This is a genomic window from Enterobacter sp. WI-ESBL-E8 (assembly GCF_053364895.1).
This window is the reverse complement of the sequence record NZ_JBRWXJ010000001.1, coordinates 4,044,680-4,060,000: the sequence shown is the minus strand read 5'-3', so window position 1 is coordinate 4,060,000 and position 15,321 is coordinate 4,044,680. Positions and strand designations below refer to the sequence as shown.

Annotated in this window: 14 protein-coding genes; 10 read left to right on the top strand and 4 right to left on the bottom strand. The window is 57.1% G+C overall.

Annotated elements, in window-relative coordinates; genetic code table 11:
* Positions 1 to 36: 36 nt before the first annotated feature.
* On the bottom strand, positions 37 to 366 hold the full coding sequence (gene zapA / locus ACWHWP_RS19215; RefSeq protein ID WP_014071673.1) for a cell division protein ZapA: 330 nt from the start codon (positions 364 to 366) through the stop codon (positions 37 to 39).
* A gap of 167 nt (positions 367 to 533) precedes the next feature.
* Here zapA and ACWHWP_RS19210 point away from each other — a divergent pair, with 167 nt between their 5' ends.
* From ACWHWP_RS19210 to ACWHWP_RS19175, 8 genes are all read left to right on the top strand, one after another.
* Complete coding sequence (locus ACWHWP_RS19210; protein ID WP_072250677.1) at positions 534 to 1,112, top strand: YecA/YgfB family protein; 579 nt, start codon at positions 534 to 536, stop codon at positions 1,110 to 1,112.
* A gap of 31 nt (positions 1,113 to 1,143) precedes the next feature.
* A complete protein-coding gene (gene pepP, locus ACWHWP_RS19205) occupies positions 1,144 to 2,457 on the top strand; it encodes a Xaa-Pro aminopeptidase (protein WP_123138897.1) in 1,314 nt (437 codons plus the stop codon).
* Positions 2,454 to 3,632 (top strand): 2-octaprenyl-6-methoxyphenyl hydroxylase, encoded by a 1,179-nt coding sequence (gene ubiH / locus ACWHWP_RS19200; RefSeq protein ID WP_447856166.1) that lies wholly within the window; start codon positions 2,454 to 2,456, stop codon positions 3,630 to 3,632. The genes pepP and ubiH overlap by 4 nt, the downstream gene beginning before the upstream one ends.
* Before the next feature lie 12 nt (positions 3,633 to 3,644).
* Positions 3,645 to 4,847 (top strand): FAD-dependent 2-octaprenylphenol hydroxylase, encoded by a 1,203-nt coding sequence (gene ubiI / locus ACWHWP_RS19195; RefSeq protein WP_063428481.1) that lies wholly within the window; start codon positions 3,645 to 3,647, stop codon positions 4,845 to 4,847.
* Between the two features lie 398 nt (positions 4,848 to 5,245).
* Positions 5,246 to 6,340 (top strand): glycine cleavage system aminomethyltransferase GcvT, encoded by a 1,095-nt coding sequence (gene gcvT, locus ACWHWP_RS19190; RefSeq protein ID WP_063428535.1) that lies wholly within the window; start codon positions 5,246 to 5,248, stop codon positions 6,338 to 6,340.
* Positions 6,341 to 6,363: 23 nt separating this feature from the next.
* On the top strand, positions 6,364 to 6,753 hold the full coding sequence (gene gcvH, locus ACWHWP_RS19185; protein ID WP_014885143.1) for a glycine cleavage system protein GcvH: 390 nt from the start codon (positions 6,364 to 6,366) through the stop codon (positions 6,751 to 6,753).
* A gap of 127 nt (positions 6,754 to 6,880) precedes the next feature.
* Positions 6,881 to 9,754, top strand: coding sequence for an aminomethyl-transferring glycine dehydrogenase (gene gcvP / locus ACWHWP_RS19180; RefSeq protein WP_447856165.1), 2,874 nt, complete (start codon positions 6,881 to 6,883; stop codon positions 9,752 to 9,754).
* Between the two features lie 70 nt (positions 9,755 to 9,824).
* The gene (locus tag ACWHWP_RS19175; protein WP_447856164.1) at positions 9,825 to 10,568 is read left to right on the top strand and encodes an SDR family oxidoreductase; all 744 of its coding nucleotides are present in this window, start codon (positions 9,825 to 9,827) and stop codon (positions 10,566 to 10,568) included.
* A gap of 85 nt (positions 10,569 to 10,653) precedes the next feature.
* Here the strand turns inward: ACWHWP_RS19175 and bglA are convergent, their stop codons facing one another.
* Both bglA and ACWHWP_RS19165 read right to left on the bottom strand, forming a co-directional pair.
* On the bottom strand, positions 10,654 to 12,087 hold the full coding sequence (bglA, locus tag ACWHWP_RS19170; protein ID WP_059311669.1) for a 6-phospho-beta-glucosidase BglA: 1,434 nt from the start codon (positions 12,085 to 12,087) through the stop codon (positions 10,654 to 10,656).
* A gap of 116 nt (positions 12,088 to 12,203) precedes the next feature.
* On the bottom strand, positions 12,204 to 12,935 hold the full coding sequence (locus tag ACWHWP_RS19165) for a MurR/RpiR family transcriptional regulator (RefSeq protein ID WP_252000882.1): 732 nt from the start codon (positions 12,933 to 12,935) through the stop codon (positions 12,204 to 12,206).
* 51 nt (positions 12,936 to 12,986) lie between these two features.
* On the opposite strand from ACWHWP_RS19165, the gene yqfB reads away from it, so the two are divergent.
* Together yqfB and trhA are read left to right on the top strand one after the other, a co-directional pair.
* Positions 12,987 to 13,298 carry a N(4)-acetylcytidine aminohydrolase gene (gene yqfB, locus ACWHWP_RS19160; RefSeq protein ID WP_059311671.1) on the top strand — a complete coding sequence of 104 codons (312 nt, stop codon included), beginning with the start codon at positions 12,987 to 12,989 and terminating at the stop codon, positions 13,296 to 13,298.
* Between the two features lie 165 nt (positions 13,299 to 13,463).
* Positions 13,464 to 14,123: a PAQR family membrane homeostasis protein TrhA gene (gene trhA, locus ACWHWP_RS19155; RefSeq protein ID WP_047347945.1), complete on the top strand. Its 660-nt coding sequence runs from the start codon at positions 13,464 to 13,466 to the stop codon at positions 14,121 to 14,123.
* 84 nt (positions 14,124 to 14,207) lie between these two features.
* Here the strand turns inward: trhA and ygfZ are convergent, their stop codons facing one another.
* On the bottom strand, positions 14,208 to 15,188 hold the full coding sequence (ygfZ, locus tag ACWHWP_RS19150) for a tRNA-modifying protein YgfZ (protein WP_447856163.1): 981 nt from the start codon (positions 15,186 to 15,188) through the stop codon (positions 14,208 to 14,210).
* Positions 15,189 to 15,321 lie beyond the last annotated feature (133 nt).

Below are 15,321 nucleotides of genomic sequence, written 5' to 3'. Positions count from 1 at the left end.
CTTCACAGTTACTCTACCATAGTCAACTGAGAAGTGTTATTCAAACTTTGGTCCCGGTCTTTCGGGAGTGCGACCTTGATCAAGCAATGCCTGTTCTATGGTCTGCTGGAGCATTTTAATGCGTTGCTCCATGCTTGCCGCGTAGTCGCGGGTCTTCGCTTTTTCCTGAGTCAGTTCATAGCTGATGTTCAACGCGGCGATGAAAACCAGCTGCTCAGTATTTGTGACTCTAGTGCGTTCTTTTAGATCTTGCAACCGCTGATTCAAATCGTCCGCTGCCTGATTCAAAGCATCCCTTTGTTCAGGCGGACAATTCACTCGCAGTGAACGGCCAAAAATCTGGAGATCGACGGGTTGTGCAGACATGCCACCTTCCTGCTGATTGACTGCGCTGCCTTCGCTTACTGCCCCGGGGGCTGCGAAGGGGCGACACTATAGCTACCCTGATGTGAAGATACAAGCCCTTTTCTGGTATCACCAGGGTCCAAAGTGGTAGCATATCATGAAACTTCCCCCTTTGATGACGAATGCTCATGTCTATACAGAACGAAATGCCTGGTTACAAGGATTTAAACCAGTTACTGAACCAGCAGGGAATCGGTTTAACCTCTGCCGAAATGCACGGTCTGATCAGTGGCATGCTGTGTGGCGGAAACAGCGACAGCTCATGGCAGCCGCTGATCCACGACCTCACGAATGAAGGGCTGGCGTTTGGTCACGAGCTGGCGGAAGCGCTGCGTAAAATGCACGCCGCCATCAGCGATTCGCTGGAAGACGATGGCTTTCTTTTTCAGCTTTATCTGCCTGAAGGCGACGACGTCAGCGTGTTCGATCGCGCCGATGCGCTGGCGGGTTGGGTAAACCACTATCTGCTGGGTCTGGGCGTCACGCAGCCTAAACTGGATAAAGTGACCGGCGAAGCGGGTGAAGCGATCGACGATCTGCGCAACATTGCCCAGCTTGGCTACGATGAAGACGAAGACCAGGAAGAGCTGGAAATGTCTCTCGAGGAGATTATCGAGTACGTGCGCGTGGCGGCACTGCTGTGCCACGACAACTTTACGCGCTCGCAGCCGACCGCGCCGGAAGTCCGCAAGCCAACCTTACATTAAGAAAAATAACGCACAGGAGGGTGTCATGGTTATCTCGAGTCAAGAGTATTCGCGCCGCCGTCAGGCGCTGCTGGCGAAAATGCAGCCGGGCAGCGCGGCGCTGATTTTTGCTGCGCCCGAAGTGACGCGCAGCGCCGACAGCGAATATCCCTATCGCCAGAGCAGCGATTTCTGGTACTTCACCGGCTTTAACGAGCCGGAAGCGGTACTGGTGCTGATTAAGAGCAATGACACCCACAACCACAGCGTGATATTCAACCGCGTGCGCGATCTGACGGCCGAAATCTGGTTTGGCCGCCGCCTGGGACAGGAGGCCGCACCGGCGAAGCTGGGCGTTGACCGCGCGCTGGCGTTTAGCGAAATCAACCAGCAGCTCTATCAACTGCTTAACGGCCTCGACGTGCTCTATCACGCGCAGGGCGAATATGCGTACGCCGATGAGATTGTTTTCACCGCGCTGGATAAGCTGCGCAAGGGCTCGCGGCAGAACCTGTCCGCGCCCGCAACTCTCACTGACTGGCGTCCGGTGGTGCATGAGATGCGCCTGTTCAAGTCTGAAGAAGAGCTGAACGTGATGCGCCGTGCGGGCGAAATCAGCGCCCTGGCGCATACTCGCGCCATGGAGAAGTGCCGTCCCGGCATGTTCGAATACCAGCTTGAAGGCGAAATTCACCACGAATTTAACCGCCACGGCGCGCGTTACCCCTCCTACAACACCATTGTCGGCGGCGGGGAAAACGGCTGCATTCTGCACTACACCGAAAACGAAAGTGCGCTGCGCGACGGCGATCTGGTGCTCATCGATGCCGGCTGCGAGTATCAGGGCTACGCGGGGGACATCACCCGCACCTTCCCGGTGAACGGTAAGTTCTCACCGGCGCAGCGAGCGATTTACGACATCGTTCTGGAATCGCTTGAAACGGCGCTCAGGCTGTATCGTCCGGGTACCTCCATGCAGGAAGTGACTGGCGAAGTGGTGCGCATCATGATTACCGGCCTGGTCAGGCTCGGCATCCTGAAAGGCGATGTGGAGACCCTGGTTGCTGAAAATGCGCATCGACCTTACTTCATGCACGGCCTGAGCCACTGGCTGGGGCTGGACGTGCATGACGTTGGGGCTTACGGCACTGACCGCTCGCGGGTGCTGGAGCCGGGCATGGTGTTAACCGTGGAGCCTGGTCTCTATATCGCCCCGGATGCCGACGTGCCTGAAGAGTACCGCGGGATTGGCATCCGTATTGAAGACGACATTGTCATTACCGAAAGCGGGAACGAAAACCTGACCGCGAGCGTCGTGAAAAGCGCTGACGATATCGAGGCGCTGATGGCAGCGGCGCGCGCATGAGCGTGATCGTCGTGGGCGGCGGCATGACCGGAGCCACGCTGGCGCTGGCCATTTCGCATTTGACGAAGGGGCAGCTGCCGGTGCACCTGGTGGAGGCCGTTGCGCCAGAGGCGTCGAACCACCCCGGTTTTGATGCCCGCGCCATTGCGCTGGCGCAGGGGACGTGCCAGCAGCTTTCGCGCATTGGTATCTGGCAGGCGATAGCCGACCGAGCCACTGCGATCGGTACCGTTCACGTCAGCGATCGCGGCCATGCAGGCTTTGTCACGCTGGACGCGCAGGATTACCGTATTGATGCCCTGGGTCAGGTCGTTGAGCTACACGACGTAGGATTACGCCTGTTCCGCCTGCTTCAGGACGCGCCGGGGGTCACGTTGCATTGTCCGGCGCGCGTGGCAAGCGTAAGCCGAAGTGAAGCGTTGGTTAGCGTGACGCTGGAAAACGGCACCGTGCTTGATGGCCAGCTTCTGGTTGCCGCGGACGGCTCGCGCTCGGCGCTCGGTGCCCAGTGTGGCGTAGAGTGGCGTCAGCAGCCTTACGGGCAGGTGGCGGTCATTGCGAACGTTTCTACCGCAGCCGAACATAACGGCCGGGCGTTTGAGCGCTTTACGCAGCACGGCCCGCTGGCGATGCTGCCGATGTCGGATGGGCGCTGCTCCCTGGTCTGGTGCCACCCGCAGGATAGGGCTGAAGAGGTTAAGGCCTGGTCAGACGAACGTTTTTGTACCGAGCTGCAAAGAGCCTTTGGCTGGCGGCTGGGGCGTATTACCCATGCAGGCAAGCGGACGGTATACCCGCTTTCGCTGACCACGTCCTCGCAGTCCATCTCCCATCGTCTGGCGCTTGTCGGGAATGCCGCGCAGACGCTGCATCCTATCGCCGGTCAGGGGTTCAACCTTGGGTTACGCGACGTGATGAGTCTGGCGGAAACGCTTTCTCAGGCGTGGGACGAGCAAAAAGACTGTGGCGCATACCCGGTGCTCAGCCATTACCAGAAGCGCCGCCAGGCGGATAAAGAGGCGACGATTGGCGTCACCGATGGCCTGGTTCATCTGTTTGCCAATCGCTGGGCGCCGCTGGTTGCGGGCCGCAACCTCGGGCTGATGGCGATGGAATTATTCATTCCGGCACGTGACGTGCTGGCGCAGCGGACTCTTGGTTGGGTCGCGCGTTAAGGAGTTATCACCGTGCAAAATGTTGATGTCGCCATCGTTGGCGGCGGTATGGTAGGACTGGCGCTGGCCTGTGGCTTACAGGGCAGCGGCCTGCGCGTGGCGGTGCTGGAGCAAAAGCAGCCTCAGCCCGTAGCCCAGGATGCGCCGCCGGAACTGCGCGTCTCGGCCATTAATGCAGCCAGCGAAAAGCTGCTGACGCACCTTGGCGTCTGGTCGGATATCGTGGCGCAGCGCGCCAGCTGCTATCACGGCATGGAAGTGTGGGATAAAGACAGCTTCGGTCATATTGCTTTTGATGATGAAAGCATGGGCTATAGCCACCTTGGCCACATTATCGAGAATGCCGTTATCCATCATGCGCTGTGGCAAAAGGCGCAGTCATGTAGCGATATTACCCTGATGGCACCCGCGCAAATCCAGCAGGTGGCGTGGGGCGAAAACGAGGCGTTTATCACCCTGCAAAGCGGCGACATGCTGACCGCACGTCTGGTAGTGGGGGCTGACGGCGCGAACTCCTGGCTGCGCAACAAAGCGGATATTCCGCTGACCTACTGGGATTACCGTCATCACGCGCTGGTCGCGACGATCCGCACCGAAGAGCCGCACGGCGGCGTGGCGCGGCAGATTTTCCACAACGACGGCATTCTGGCGTTCCTGCCGCTTGCAGATCCGCACCTGTGCTCGATTGTCTGGTCGCTGGTGCCGGAAAAAGCCCGGCTGATGCAGGAGGCTACCCCTGATGCTTTCAATCAGGCACTGTGCGTGGCGTTTGATAATCGTCTTGGGCTGTGCACGCTTGAAAGCGAGCGGCAGGTCTTCCCGTTAACCGGCCGCTACGCGCGCCAGTTTGCGGCGCACCGTCTGGCGCTGGTAGGAGATGCGGCTCACACCATACATCCGCTGGCCGGGCAGGGCGTTAATCTTGGCTTTATGGATGCGGCGGAGCTGGTGGAAGAACTGCGTCGCCTGCATCGCGAAGGGAAGGACATCGGCCAGCATCTTTATCTGCGTCGCTACGAACGCAGCCGCAAGCACAGCGCGGCGATGATGCTGGCGGGTATGCAGGGCTTCCGCGAGCTGTTTGCCGGTGCTAATCCGGCGAAAAAACTGCTGCGCGACATCGGCCTCAAGCTTGCCGATACCCTTCCGGGTGTTAAGCCTCAGCTCCTTCGCCAGGCAATGGGTCTTAACGACCTGCCGGACTGGCTACGCTAATTTAGACCCCCGTCACACTTTATTTTCCCGGCCTCTGCGCCGGGGAAATTCCCTCGTTTGAAATAATCTAATTTCACTGCTTTTTTCGCATTAGATAATCTAATGTCGTGTTTTTCCCGTCACGGAAATTCGGCCCATTTTTCCGCATGAAATATCACCATGTGCTAAATCCTGTTAGCGTGATGTTAATTTTGTGCGGGTTTAATCGCATTTTTCCAGTGAATAACTCTGTAGGCTTTTTAGCGTTTTTTGGTCATAAGCTAATGTGATGACCCGTTTTACCTTATGGTTAACCGCCGGTTTCGGTGGTAAGTTCAGGTAAAAGAGAACGTTTGCGTCGGTGCCTGATAACGGGGCCGATACCGGGTTTCACGGTGAATTTTTTCAACGAGGACAAGATGGCTCAACAGACTCCTTTGTACGAACAACACGTGTTATGCGGCGCCCGCATGGTGGACTTCCACGGCTGGATGATGCCGCTGCACTACGGCTCGCAGATTGATGAGCACCACGCGGTGCGCACCGATGCCGGTATGTTCGACGTGTCCCACATGACAATTGTCGATCTGCGCGGCAGCCGCACCCGGGAGTTTTTGCGCTATCTGCTGGCAAATGACGTCGCCAAACTGAAGACGCCGGGTAAAGCGCTCTATACTGGCATGCTGAATGCCTCCGGCGGCGTGATTGACGACCTCATCGTCTATTACTTCACTGAAGATTTCTTCCGCCTCGTTGTAAACTCCGCCACCCGCGAAAAAGACCTCTCCTGGATCACCCAACACGCCGAACCTTACGCCATCGACATCACCGTCCGTGACGATCTGTCGCTGATCGCCGTGCAGGGGCCGAACGCGCAGGCGAAAGCCGCGTCTCTGTTCAACGACGAGCAGCGTAAAGCCACAGAAGGCATGAAGCCGTTCTTCGGCGTACAGGCGGGGGATCTGTTCATCGCCACCACCGGCTACACCGGTGAAGCGGGCTACGAAATTGCGATGCCAAACGAGAAGGCTGCTGATTTCTGGCGTGCGCTGGTGGAAGCGGGCGTGAAGCCTGCGGGCCTTGGCGCGCGCGATACGCTGCGTCTGGAGGCGGGCATGAACCTCTACGGTCAGGAGATGGATGAGGGTGTTTCACCGCTGGCGGCCAATATGGGCTGGACCATCGCGTGGGAACCGGCTGACCGTGAATTTATTGGCCGTGAAGCGCTGGAGATGCAGCGCGAAAAAGGCACTGAACAGCTGGTGGGCCTGGTGATGACTGAGAAGGGCGTGCTGCGCGGTGAACTGCCTGTACGTTTTACCGATGCCGACGGCAATCACCGCGAAGGCGTGATCACCAGCGGAACCTTCTCCCCGACGCTGGGCTACAGTATTGCACTGGCACGCGTGCCGGCAGGCATTGGCGAAACGGCGGTGGTGCAAATCCGCAACCGTGAAATGCCGGTCAACGTAACCAAACCGATTTTTGTTCGCGCCGGTAAGCCGGTCGCCTAATCATTTTTATCAGGAGAACTTCAATGAGCAATGTGCCAGCAGAACTGAAATACAGCAAAGAACACGAGTGGCTGCGCAAAGAGGCGGACGGCACTTACACCGTAGGGATCACCGAGCACGCACAGGAGCTGCTGGGCGACATGGTGTTTGTTGACCTGCCTGAAGTAGGCGCAACCGTCAGCGCAGGCGACGACTGCGCCGTGGCGGAGTCCGTAAAAGCGGCATCCGACATCTACGCACCGGTAAGCGGTGAAATTGTCGCCGTCAACGACGCGCTGAGCGACTCCCCGGAGCTGGTCAACAGCGAGCCTTATGAAGGCGGCTGGATCTTCAAGATCAAAGCCAGCGACGAATCGCAGGTTGCCGCGCTGCTGGATGCGACCGCGTACGAAGCCCTACTGGAAGACGAATAACGTTTTGCCGGATGGCGCTGCGCTTATCCGGCCTACAGGTCAACGTAGGCCCGGTAAGCGTTAGCGCCACCGGGCAACAGCGTTACAGATAACTACGATTCACTGCACGTTTCAGGAACCATCGCTCATGACACAGACTTTAAGCCAGCTTGAAAACCGTGGCGCCTTCATTGAACGTCACATTGGGCCGGATGCTCAGCAACAGCAGGAGATGCTGAAGACGGTTGGCGCGGATTCATTAAACGCACTGATCGGCCAGATTGTGCCAAAAGACATCCAGCTTGCCACACCGCCTCAGGTGGGGGAAGCCACCACGGAATTCGCCGCGCTGGCGGAGCTGAAGGCTATTGCAGGCCTGAACAAGCGCTATAAGTCTTACATTGGCATGGGCTACACCAACGTGCAGTTGCCGCCGGTTATCCTGCGCAACATGCTGGAAAACCCGGGCTGGTACACCGCTTACACCCCGTATCAGCCAGAAGTCTCTCAGGGCCGCCTGGAAGCGCTGCTGAACTTCCAGCAGGTAACGCTGGATCTGACCGGTATGGATATCGCCTCCGCGTCTCTGCTGGACGAAGCGACCGCCGCCGCCGAAGCCATGGCGATGGCAAAACGCGTCAGCAAGCTGAAAAACGCTAACCGCTTCTTCGTGGCGGCGGACGTGCATCCGCAGACGCTGGATGTGGTGCGCACCCGTGCGGAAACCTTCGGCTTTGACGTGATTGTCGACGACGCTGACAAGGTGCTGGATCACCAGGACGTCTTCGGCGTGCTGTTGCAGCAGGTGGGCACCACTGGTGAGGTGCATGATTACAGCGCGCTGATTGCCGAGCTGAAATCCCGTAAAGTGGTTGTCAGCGTTGCTGCCGATTTTATGGCGCTGGTGCTGCTGACGGCGCCAGGCAAACAGGGCGCGGACATTGTCTTCGGCTCTGCGCAGCGCTTCGGCGTACCGATGGGCTACGGCGGCCCGCACGCGGCGTTCTTCGGCGCGAAAGATGAATTCAAACGCTCCATGCCTGGCCGCATCATCGGCGTATCGAAAGATGCCGCCGGTAACACCGCGCTGCGCATGGCGATGCAGACCCGCGAGCAGCATATTCGCCGCGAGAAAGCGAACTCCAATATCTGTACCTCCCAGGTGCTGCTGGCCAACATCGCCAGCCTGTATGCCGTGTTCCACGGCCCGGCTGGCCTGAAACGCATTGCCAGCCGCATTCACCGCCTGGCGGATATTCTGGCCTGCGGCCTGCAGCAGAAAGGCCTTAAGCTGCGCCATGGCCACTACTTCGACACGCTGTGTGTGGACGTGGCGGACAAAGCGGCCGTGCTGGCTCGTGCGAATGCAGCAGAGATCAACCTGCGCAGCGACATCCACAACGCCGTCGGCATTACGCTGGATGAAAGCACCACCCGCGACGATATCCTGAACCTGTTCAGCGTGCTGCTGGGTGACGCGCACGGTCTGGACATTGACGCGCTCGACAAAGAGGTCGCGCTCGACAGCCGCTCCATTCAGGAAAGCATGCTGCGTAACGATGCCATCCTGACGCACCCGGTCTTTAATCGCTATCACAGCGAAACCGAGATGATGCGTTACATGCACTCACTGGAGCGCAAAGATCTGGCGCTGAATCAGGCGATGATCCCGCTGGGTTCCTGCACCATGAAGCTGAACGCCGCTGCAGAGATGATCCCAATCACCTGGCCTGAATTCTCCGAGCTTCACCCGTTCTGCCCGCCAGAGCAGGCGGAAGGTTATCATATGATGATCAACCAGCTTTCCGACTGGCTTGTGAAGCTGACCGGCTATGACGCGCTCTGCATGCAGCCGAACTCCGGCGCGCAGGGGGAATACGCGGGTCTGCTGGCAATCCGTCACTACCACGAAAGCCGCAACGAAGGGCACCGCGATATCTGCCTGATCCCAAGCTCCGCGCACGGCACCAACCCGGCCTCTGCCCAGATGGCGGGCATGGAAGTGGTGGTCGTGGCGTGCGATAAGAACGGCAACATCGATTTGGCCGACCTGCGCGCGAAAGCCGAGCAGGCGGGCGACAAGCTCTCCTGCATCATGGTGACCTATCCGTCCACCCACGGCGTGTACGAAGAGACCATCCGCGAAGTGTGCGAAGTGGTGCATCAGTTCGGCGGTCAGGTATACCTCGACGGCGCGAACATGAATGCGCAGGTGGGCATTACCTCTCCGGGCTTTATCGGTGCAGACGTGTCGCACCTAAACCTGCACAAAACCTTCTGCATCCCGCACGGCGGTGGCGGCCCGGGCATGGGTCCTATCGGCGTGAAAGCGCACCTGGCGCCGTTTGTCCCAGGCCACAGCGTTGTGCAGATCGAAGGCATGCTGACCCGTCAGGGCGCGGTCTCTGCGGCACCGTTCGGCAGCGCCTCTATCCTGCCAATCAGCTGGATGTACATCCGCATGATGGGCGCGGAAGGGCTGAAGCAGGCGAGCCAGGTGGCGATCCTGAATGCCAACTACATTGCGACTCGCCTGAAGTCTGCCTTCCCGGTGCTCTATACCGGCCGCGACGGTCGCGTGGCGCACGAGTGCATTCTGGATATTCGTCCGCTGAAAGAGCAGACCGGCATTAGCGAGCTGGATATCGCCAAGCGCCTGATCGACTACGGTTTCCATGCGCCAACCATGTCGTTCCCGGTAGCGGGTACGCTGATGGTGGAGCCAACGGAGTCCGAGAGCAAAGCCGAGCTGGACCGCTTTATCGACGCGATGCTGGCCATCCGCATGGAGATCGATCGCGTGCAGGACGGCGAATGGACGCTGGAAGATAACCCGCTGGTTAACGCCCCGCACACACAGCACGAAATGGTGGCAGAGTGGAACCACGGCTATTCCCGCGAGCTGGCGGTCTTCCCGGCAGGCGTGGCAAACAAATACTGGCCGACCGTGAAGCGTCTTGATGACGTGTACGGCGACCGTAACCTGTTCTGCTCCTGCGTGCCGATGAGCGAATACCAGTAATATTGCTGATGTAGTAATGTAGGCCGGGTAAGGCGAAGCCGCCACCCGGCTTTTTTATTGGGAGAAACGAATGGCTATTGCACTGGTTACCGGCGCGAGCCGGGGCATTGGGAAAGCCACCGCGCTGCAGCTGGCACGCGAAGGCTATGCCGTGGCGGTGAACTACCATCACAACATTAAGGCCGCGACGGACGTTATCAAACAGATTGTCGATGCGGGTGGCAAAGCCTTCGCCGTTCGCGCAGACATTAGCGATGAAGCCCAGGTGCTGGCTATGTTTAACAGTATCGATCGTGAAGGTGAGCCGCTTACCGCGCTGGTCAATAATGCGGGGATTCTGTTTGAGCAATCGACTATCGAGAATCTATCCGCGGAGCGCATTAACCGCGTCCTGGCGACCAACGTTACGGGCTATTTTCTCTGCTGCCGGGAAGCGGTAAAGCGCATGTCCTTTAAACATGGCGGCAAGGGCGGGGCGGTAGTGAACGTCTCGTCAGCGGCGTCCCGCCTGGGCGCGCCGGGTGAATATGTGGATTATGCCGCGTCCAAGGGAGCGGTGGATTCGCTGACAACCGGTTTAGCGCTGGAGGTGGCGGCGCAGGGCATTCGCGTAAACTGCGTGCGACCGGGACTGATTTATACCGACATCCACGCCTCAGGCGGGGAGCCGGGACGCGTGGATCGCGTGAAATCGCTGCTGCCGATGCAGCGCGGCGGCCAGCCGGAAGAGGTGGCCCAGGCAATTGTCTGGCTGCTGAGCGAGAAGGCGTCGTACGTGACGGGAAGTTTTATTGAGCTAGCGGGCGGGAAGTAGACCCCTCACCCTAACCCTCTCCCCAAAGGGGAGAGGGGATCAATCGTAGGCCGGTGCAAGCGCAGCGCCGCCCGGCATTACGGAGTTACAGTTTCTCGCCGTTGCTGGCAATCACGCTCTTATACCATTCGAAGCTTTTCTTGCGCGAACGCGACATGTCTCCCGTACCGTCGTCGTGTTTATTCACGTAGATAAAGCCGTAGCGCTTGCTGTACTGACCGGTAGTGAACGACACGCAGTCGATACAGCCCCATGGCGTGTAGCCCATCAGATCCACGCCATCGTGCGTCACGGCTTTGATCATCTCTTCCACGTGGGCACGCAGGTAGTCGATACGATAGTCATCGTTGATGCTGCCGTCCTCTTCGACTTTATCGTAAGCGCCAAAACCGTTTTCAACGATAAACAGCGGCTTCTGGTAACGCTCATACAGTTCGCACAGAGAATAGCGCAGGCCTACCGGATCGATCTGCCAGCCCCAGTCGGACGCCTTCACGTGCGGGTTCGGCACGCTGCCCTCGAAACCGGAAATCGCATCCCCGGTGCCGCCCTCCGCTTTCACTGCGTTGGTCATGTAGTAGCTGAAACCTAAGTAATCGCAGGTACCTTCGCGCAGGATCTGCTCGTCGTTCGCCTCCATCCTGATGGAGAACCCGCGGCGCTCCCACTCATTCAGGACGTAAGACGGGTAGTAACCCCGCAGCTGGACGTCGGTAAAGACATAGCGCTCGCGCATGGATTCCTGGGCGAACATCACGTCTTCCGGCTTGCAGGAGAATGGATAGAGCGCCACCATGGCCAGCATGCAGCCGACTTTCATCTCCGGGTTGATGCGTCGCGCGGCTTTCACCGCCAGAGCGCTGGCCACAAACTGGTGGTGCAGCACCTGATACATGGTCTCTTCAGGATTTTCGTGTTCGGTATAGACCACACCTGAGCAGCAGTAGCCGAACAGCGGCGCACGCCAGTTACGCTGGTTGTTTATTTCGTTGAAGGTCATCCAGTATTTGACCTTGTTTTTGTAGCGCTCAAAAACCACTTCCGCGAAGCGCACAAAGAAATCGACCACTTTACGGTTGGTCCAGCTGCCGTACTCCTGCACCAGGTGCAGCGGCATTTCGAAGTGGGAGAGGGTGATCACCGGTTCGATGTTGTACTTCAGCAGCTCATCGAACATGTCGTCGTAAAACTTCAGCCCCTCTTCGTTTGGCTGCGTTTCGTCACCCTTCGGGAAGATGCGCGTCCAGGCAACAGAGGTGCGGAAACACTTGAAGCCCATCTCGGCAAACAGCTTGATGTCTTCTTTATAGTGGCCATGGAAGTCGATGGCTTCATGGTTCGGGTAATATTTACCCGGCACCACGTTCTGCGTGATTTCACGCGGCACGCCGTGGGCGCCACCGGTCAATACGTCACAAATGCTGGGCCCTTTACCGCCTTTGTTCCAGCCGCCTTCAACCTGGTGAGCGGCAACGGCGCCACCCCATAAAAAATCTTTTGGTAAGGTCAATTTTTTCATCGCTGCTATTCTCAATAAATGGCTTATTGGCATCGAGTCTAGCAAAGGGAAATTAAATGTCACGATATAACAAATTGGGCATAATGTGATTTGTTACATCTAAAAAACAGGGTGTTTTATTCTGTGAGTTTCTTCGCCAGCTTACGCCCGAGAGATTCCAGAATATAGATGACGGGAATTTGCGTGGTAATATCGTAGACGCCCCCAATACGCGTCTGGGGCACATGCCAGGAGAGATTAAAGTCCGCCAGTTTTGCCAGGCGCGAGTGCTCGTGGCTGGTAATGGAGAGCACCTTGCAGTGATGCAGGCTGAACTGGCTGGCGAAGCGCAAGATCTCCTCGGTCTCGCCCGAAACCGAGAGCACAATCGCCAGCGCATTTTTTGCCATATCGTTGGTGACCGGGAAATAAGGGTCGTCAATATGGTTACTGAATTTTCCAATATTAGAAAAGAAACGTGCGCCATATTTTGCCAGCGAGCCCGATGTTCCCGCGCCGACGAATATAATTCGCTCGGAAGACAATATAATCTCTACAGCCTCATCTAATAATATATCGAACTCTTCATTGTTAACGCTTTTAAAGAAGCTGATAATTTCACTGGCACCGAAATTAGCCTGCTGGGGCTCATTCTGCTCTAAATAGAGCTTAAAGCGCACGCGAAACTCCGAGTAGCCTTCGCAGTTGAGTTTGCGGCAAAAGCGCAGGATAGTGGTGGTTGAGACGCCCGCCGCATCCGCCAGCTCGCGGATGGTCATGTACATCACTTTGTCACGATTTTTAATGACATAGTTGTAAACCATCATCTCCAGATTATTGAGACTGGCAATGGCGGAGTGGGAGAACATGCTCACAGTGGCTAAACTCACTCATCAGACTTTTCTTCAGGGAATAATAACATGCAGTCAAACGACATCACTTTTTTTCAGCGCTTTCAGGACGACATTCTGGCGGGACGTAAAACCATCACTATCCGGGATAAAAGTGAATCCCATTTCAAAACCGGCGATATCCTGCGGGTGGGGCGTTATGAGGATGATGGTTACTTTTGCACCATCGAAGTAACAGGAATGTCGACCGTGACGCTCGCGACATTGACGCAAAAACACGCAGAACAGGAGAACATGACCCTGGATACGCTGAAAAGCGTGATTGCAGAGATCTATCCCGATCAGGACCAGTTTTATGTGATTGATTTTAAACGTCTATAATTTAATTCGAAACGCGCGTTCGCTGAAATCAAAATGTAACTGTCTGATTGTTATTTAGAAATGTTATGTTTAACTTTATTTTAGCTAACAGGTGTTCACTGGAATCATTCTCAGTTAGCATAGTCTTGCGATGAATAATCATCTTTTGTTTTCCCGGAGTTTTGTATGGTGAGCAGACCATTAATCGCACAGGGATATTCGCTGGCTGAGGAAATAGCCAACAGCATCAGCCACGGCATTGGCCTGGTGTTTGGGATTGTCGGTTTAGTGTTATTGCTGGTGCAGGCGGTTGACGCCAATGCCAGCGCGATGGCCATTACCAGCTACAGCCTGTATGGCGGGAGTATGATCCTGCTGTTCCTGGCGTCTACGCTGTATCACGCGGTTCCGCATCAGCGGGCTAAGATGTGGCTCAAGAAATTTGACCACTGCGCGATCTATCTTCTTATTGCAGGCACCTACACGCCGTTTCTGCTGGTGGGACTCAATTCACCGCTCTCGCGTGGCCTGATGATTGTAATCTGGAGCCTGGCGCTGCTGGGGATCCTGTTTAAGCTGACCATCGCACACCGCTTTAAGGTGCTGTCGCTGGTCACCTATCTGACGATGGGCTGGCTGTCGCTGATTGTGGTGTATCAGCTGGCGATTAAACTGGCGGTAGGGGGCGTGACGCTTCTGGCCTTAGGCGGCGTAGTGTATTCGCTCGGCGTGATTTTCTACGTCTGCAAGCGTATTCCATACAACCATGCCATCTGGCACGGCTTTGTACTGGGCGGCAGCGTGTGCCACTTTCTGGCGATTTATTTGTATGTGGGGCAGGTGTAGTTTGTTGTCGGGTGGCGGCTTCGCCTTACCCGACCTACGGGATCGGTAGGCCCGGTAAGCGCAGCGTCGCCGGGCGATACAGCATCACTCTTCCAGTGAATACGGCAGCGGCTCGATACTCAGCGTATTCGCGTCGTCGCGCACGCGGAACACGCTGTCGGCTTCCATGTCGTTATTCATAACGGCCTGCACCAGAAGACGTCCATCATCCAGCTGTACGGCGGCCAAAACAGTGCCGGTACGGCGCCAGTTTTCACCCATCTTCAGCTCTAAATCTTCTCCTGCTTCCGGTACGCGGCTGGCGTGGCCCGCGAGCGTCCACAGCGCGCGCTTGTTAGCCCCGCGGAATTTTGCCCGCGCAACCATCTCCTGGCCGGTGTAGCAGCCTTTTTTAAAGCTGATGCCGCCCAGCGCCTGCAGGTTGGTTGCCTGCGGAATAAACTGCGCGCTGTTTGCGGCGTCAATGACCGGCAAACCCGCTTCGATGTTCAGCGCCAGCCACTGTTGACTGCTGTTGAGCTGCGCTTCGCCGCGCAGCGCCTCGGTCACGCGTTCGGCAGTGGCGGCATCCGTGACTAACAGGAAACGCTCCGCCGGATGTTCAAACCACAGGATGGAGGTCGCGCCTTCGCTGACCACCTGCTTTTCTGCATCCGGCAGTTCGCTAAAGAGATTTTTCAATGCTGCACGCGCCTGGAAGCCCGCCACGCCCAGCAGGACATGTTCGTCGTCCGCGGCGATGGTGACTTTGGAAAAGACGGCGTACTTTTTCAGCTCTTTAAGCTGGGCATCACGCAGGCTGCGGCGCTCAATAAAGGCAAAGCCGTCCTGACGGCGGAACAGGCGCAGGTTGCTCCACATTTTGCCCTTGGGGTCGCAATGCGCGGCCAGCAGGTGCTGGTGTTCGGTCATCTGGCTGACGTCAGCGGTCACCTGGCCCTGCAGGTATTTTTCGGCGTCGGCACCGGAGAGCGTTGCCAGTGCCCAGTCATCAAGAGAAATAAGCGTCAGCGGCAGACGCGCAGAGGCGGCGGGCTGGCGAGGAGAAAATGGTGTAAATGCCATAACGATATCCTGAATTGCTTAACGCTTTGATAATACCTAATGGTAAAAGAGCCTGCAGGCAATGCAAGCGCTTTCAACAGGCCATTTGTGCCATAAACCGGTTATGCGTAGCGCTACGCAAAATAGTGTAATC

Excerpts from the sequence above, each read along its gene's own strand:
- zapA (WP_014071673.1), bottom strand. The coding sequence starts at position 366 with ATGTCTGCACAACCCGTCGATCTCCAGATTTTTGGCCGTTCACTGCGA.
- ACWHWP_RS19210 (WP_072250677.1), top strand. The coding sequence starts at position 534 with ATGTCTATACAGAACGAAATGCCTGGTTACAAGGATTTAAACCAGTTA.
- ubiH (WP_447856166.1), top strand. The coding sequence starts at position 2,454 with ATGAGCGTGATCGTCGTGGGCGGCGGCATGACCGGAGCCACGCTGGCG.
- gcvT (WP_063428535.1), top strand. The coding sequence starts at position 5,246 with ATGGCTCAACAGACTCCTTTGTACGAACAACACGTGTTATGCGGCGCC.
- gcvH (WP_014885143.1), top strand. The coding sequence starts at position 6,364 with ATGAGCAATGTGCCAGCAGAACTGAAATACAGCAAAGAACACGAGTGG.
- gcvP (WP_447856165.1), top strand. The coding sequence starts at position 6,881 with ATGACACAGACTTTAAGCCAGCTTGAAAACCGTGGCGCCTTCATTGAA.
- ACWHWP_RS19175 (WP_447856164.1), top strand. The coding sequence starts at position 9,825 with ATGGCTATTGCACTGGTTACCGGCGCGAGCCGGGGCATTGGGAAAGCC.
- bglA (WP_059311669.1), bottom strand. The coding sequence starts at position 12,087 with ATGAAAAAATTGACCTTACCAAAAGATTTTTTATGGGGTGGCGCCGTT.
- ACWHWP_RS19165 (WP_252000882.1), bottom strand. The coding sequence starts at position 12,935 with ATGTTCTCCCACTCCGCCATTGCCAGTCTCAATAATCTGGAGATGATG.
- yqfB (WP_059311671.1), top strand. The coding sequence starts at position 12,987 with ATGCAGTCAAACGACATCACTTTTTTTCAGCGCTTTCAGGACGACATT.
- trhA (WP_047347945.1), top strand. The coding sequence starts at position 13,464 with ATGGTGAGCAGACCATTAATCGCACAGGGATATTCGCTGGCTGAGGAA.
- ygfZ (WP_447856163.1), bottom strand. The coding sequence starts at position 15,188 with ATGGCATTTACACCATTTTCTCCTCGCCAGCCCGCCGCCTCTGCGCGT.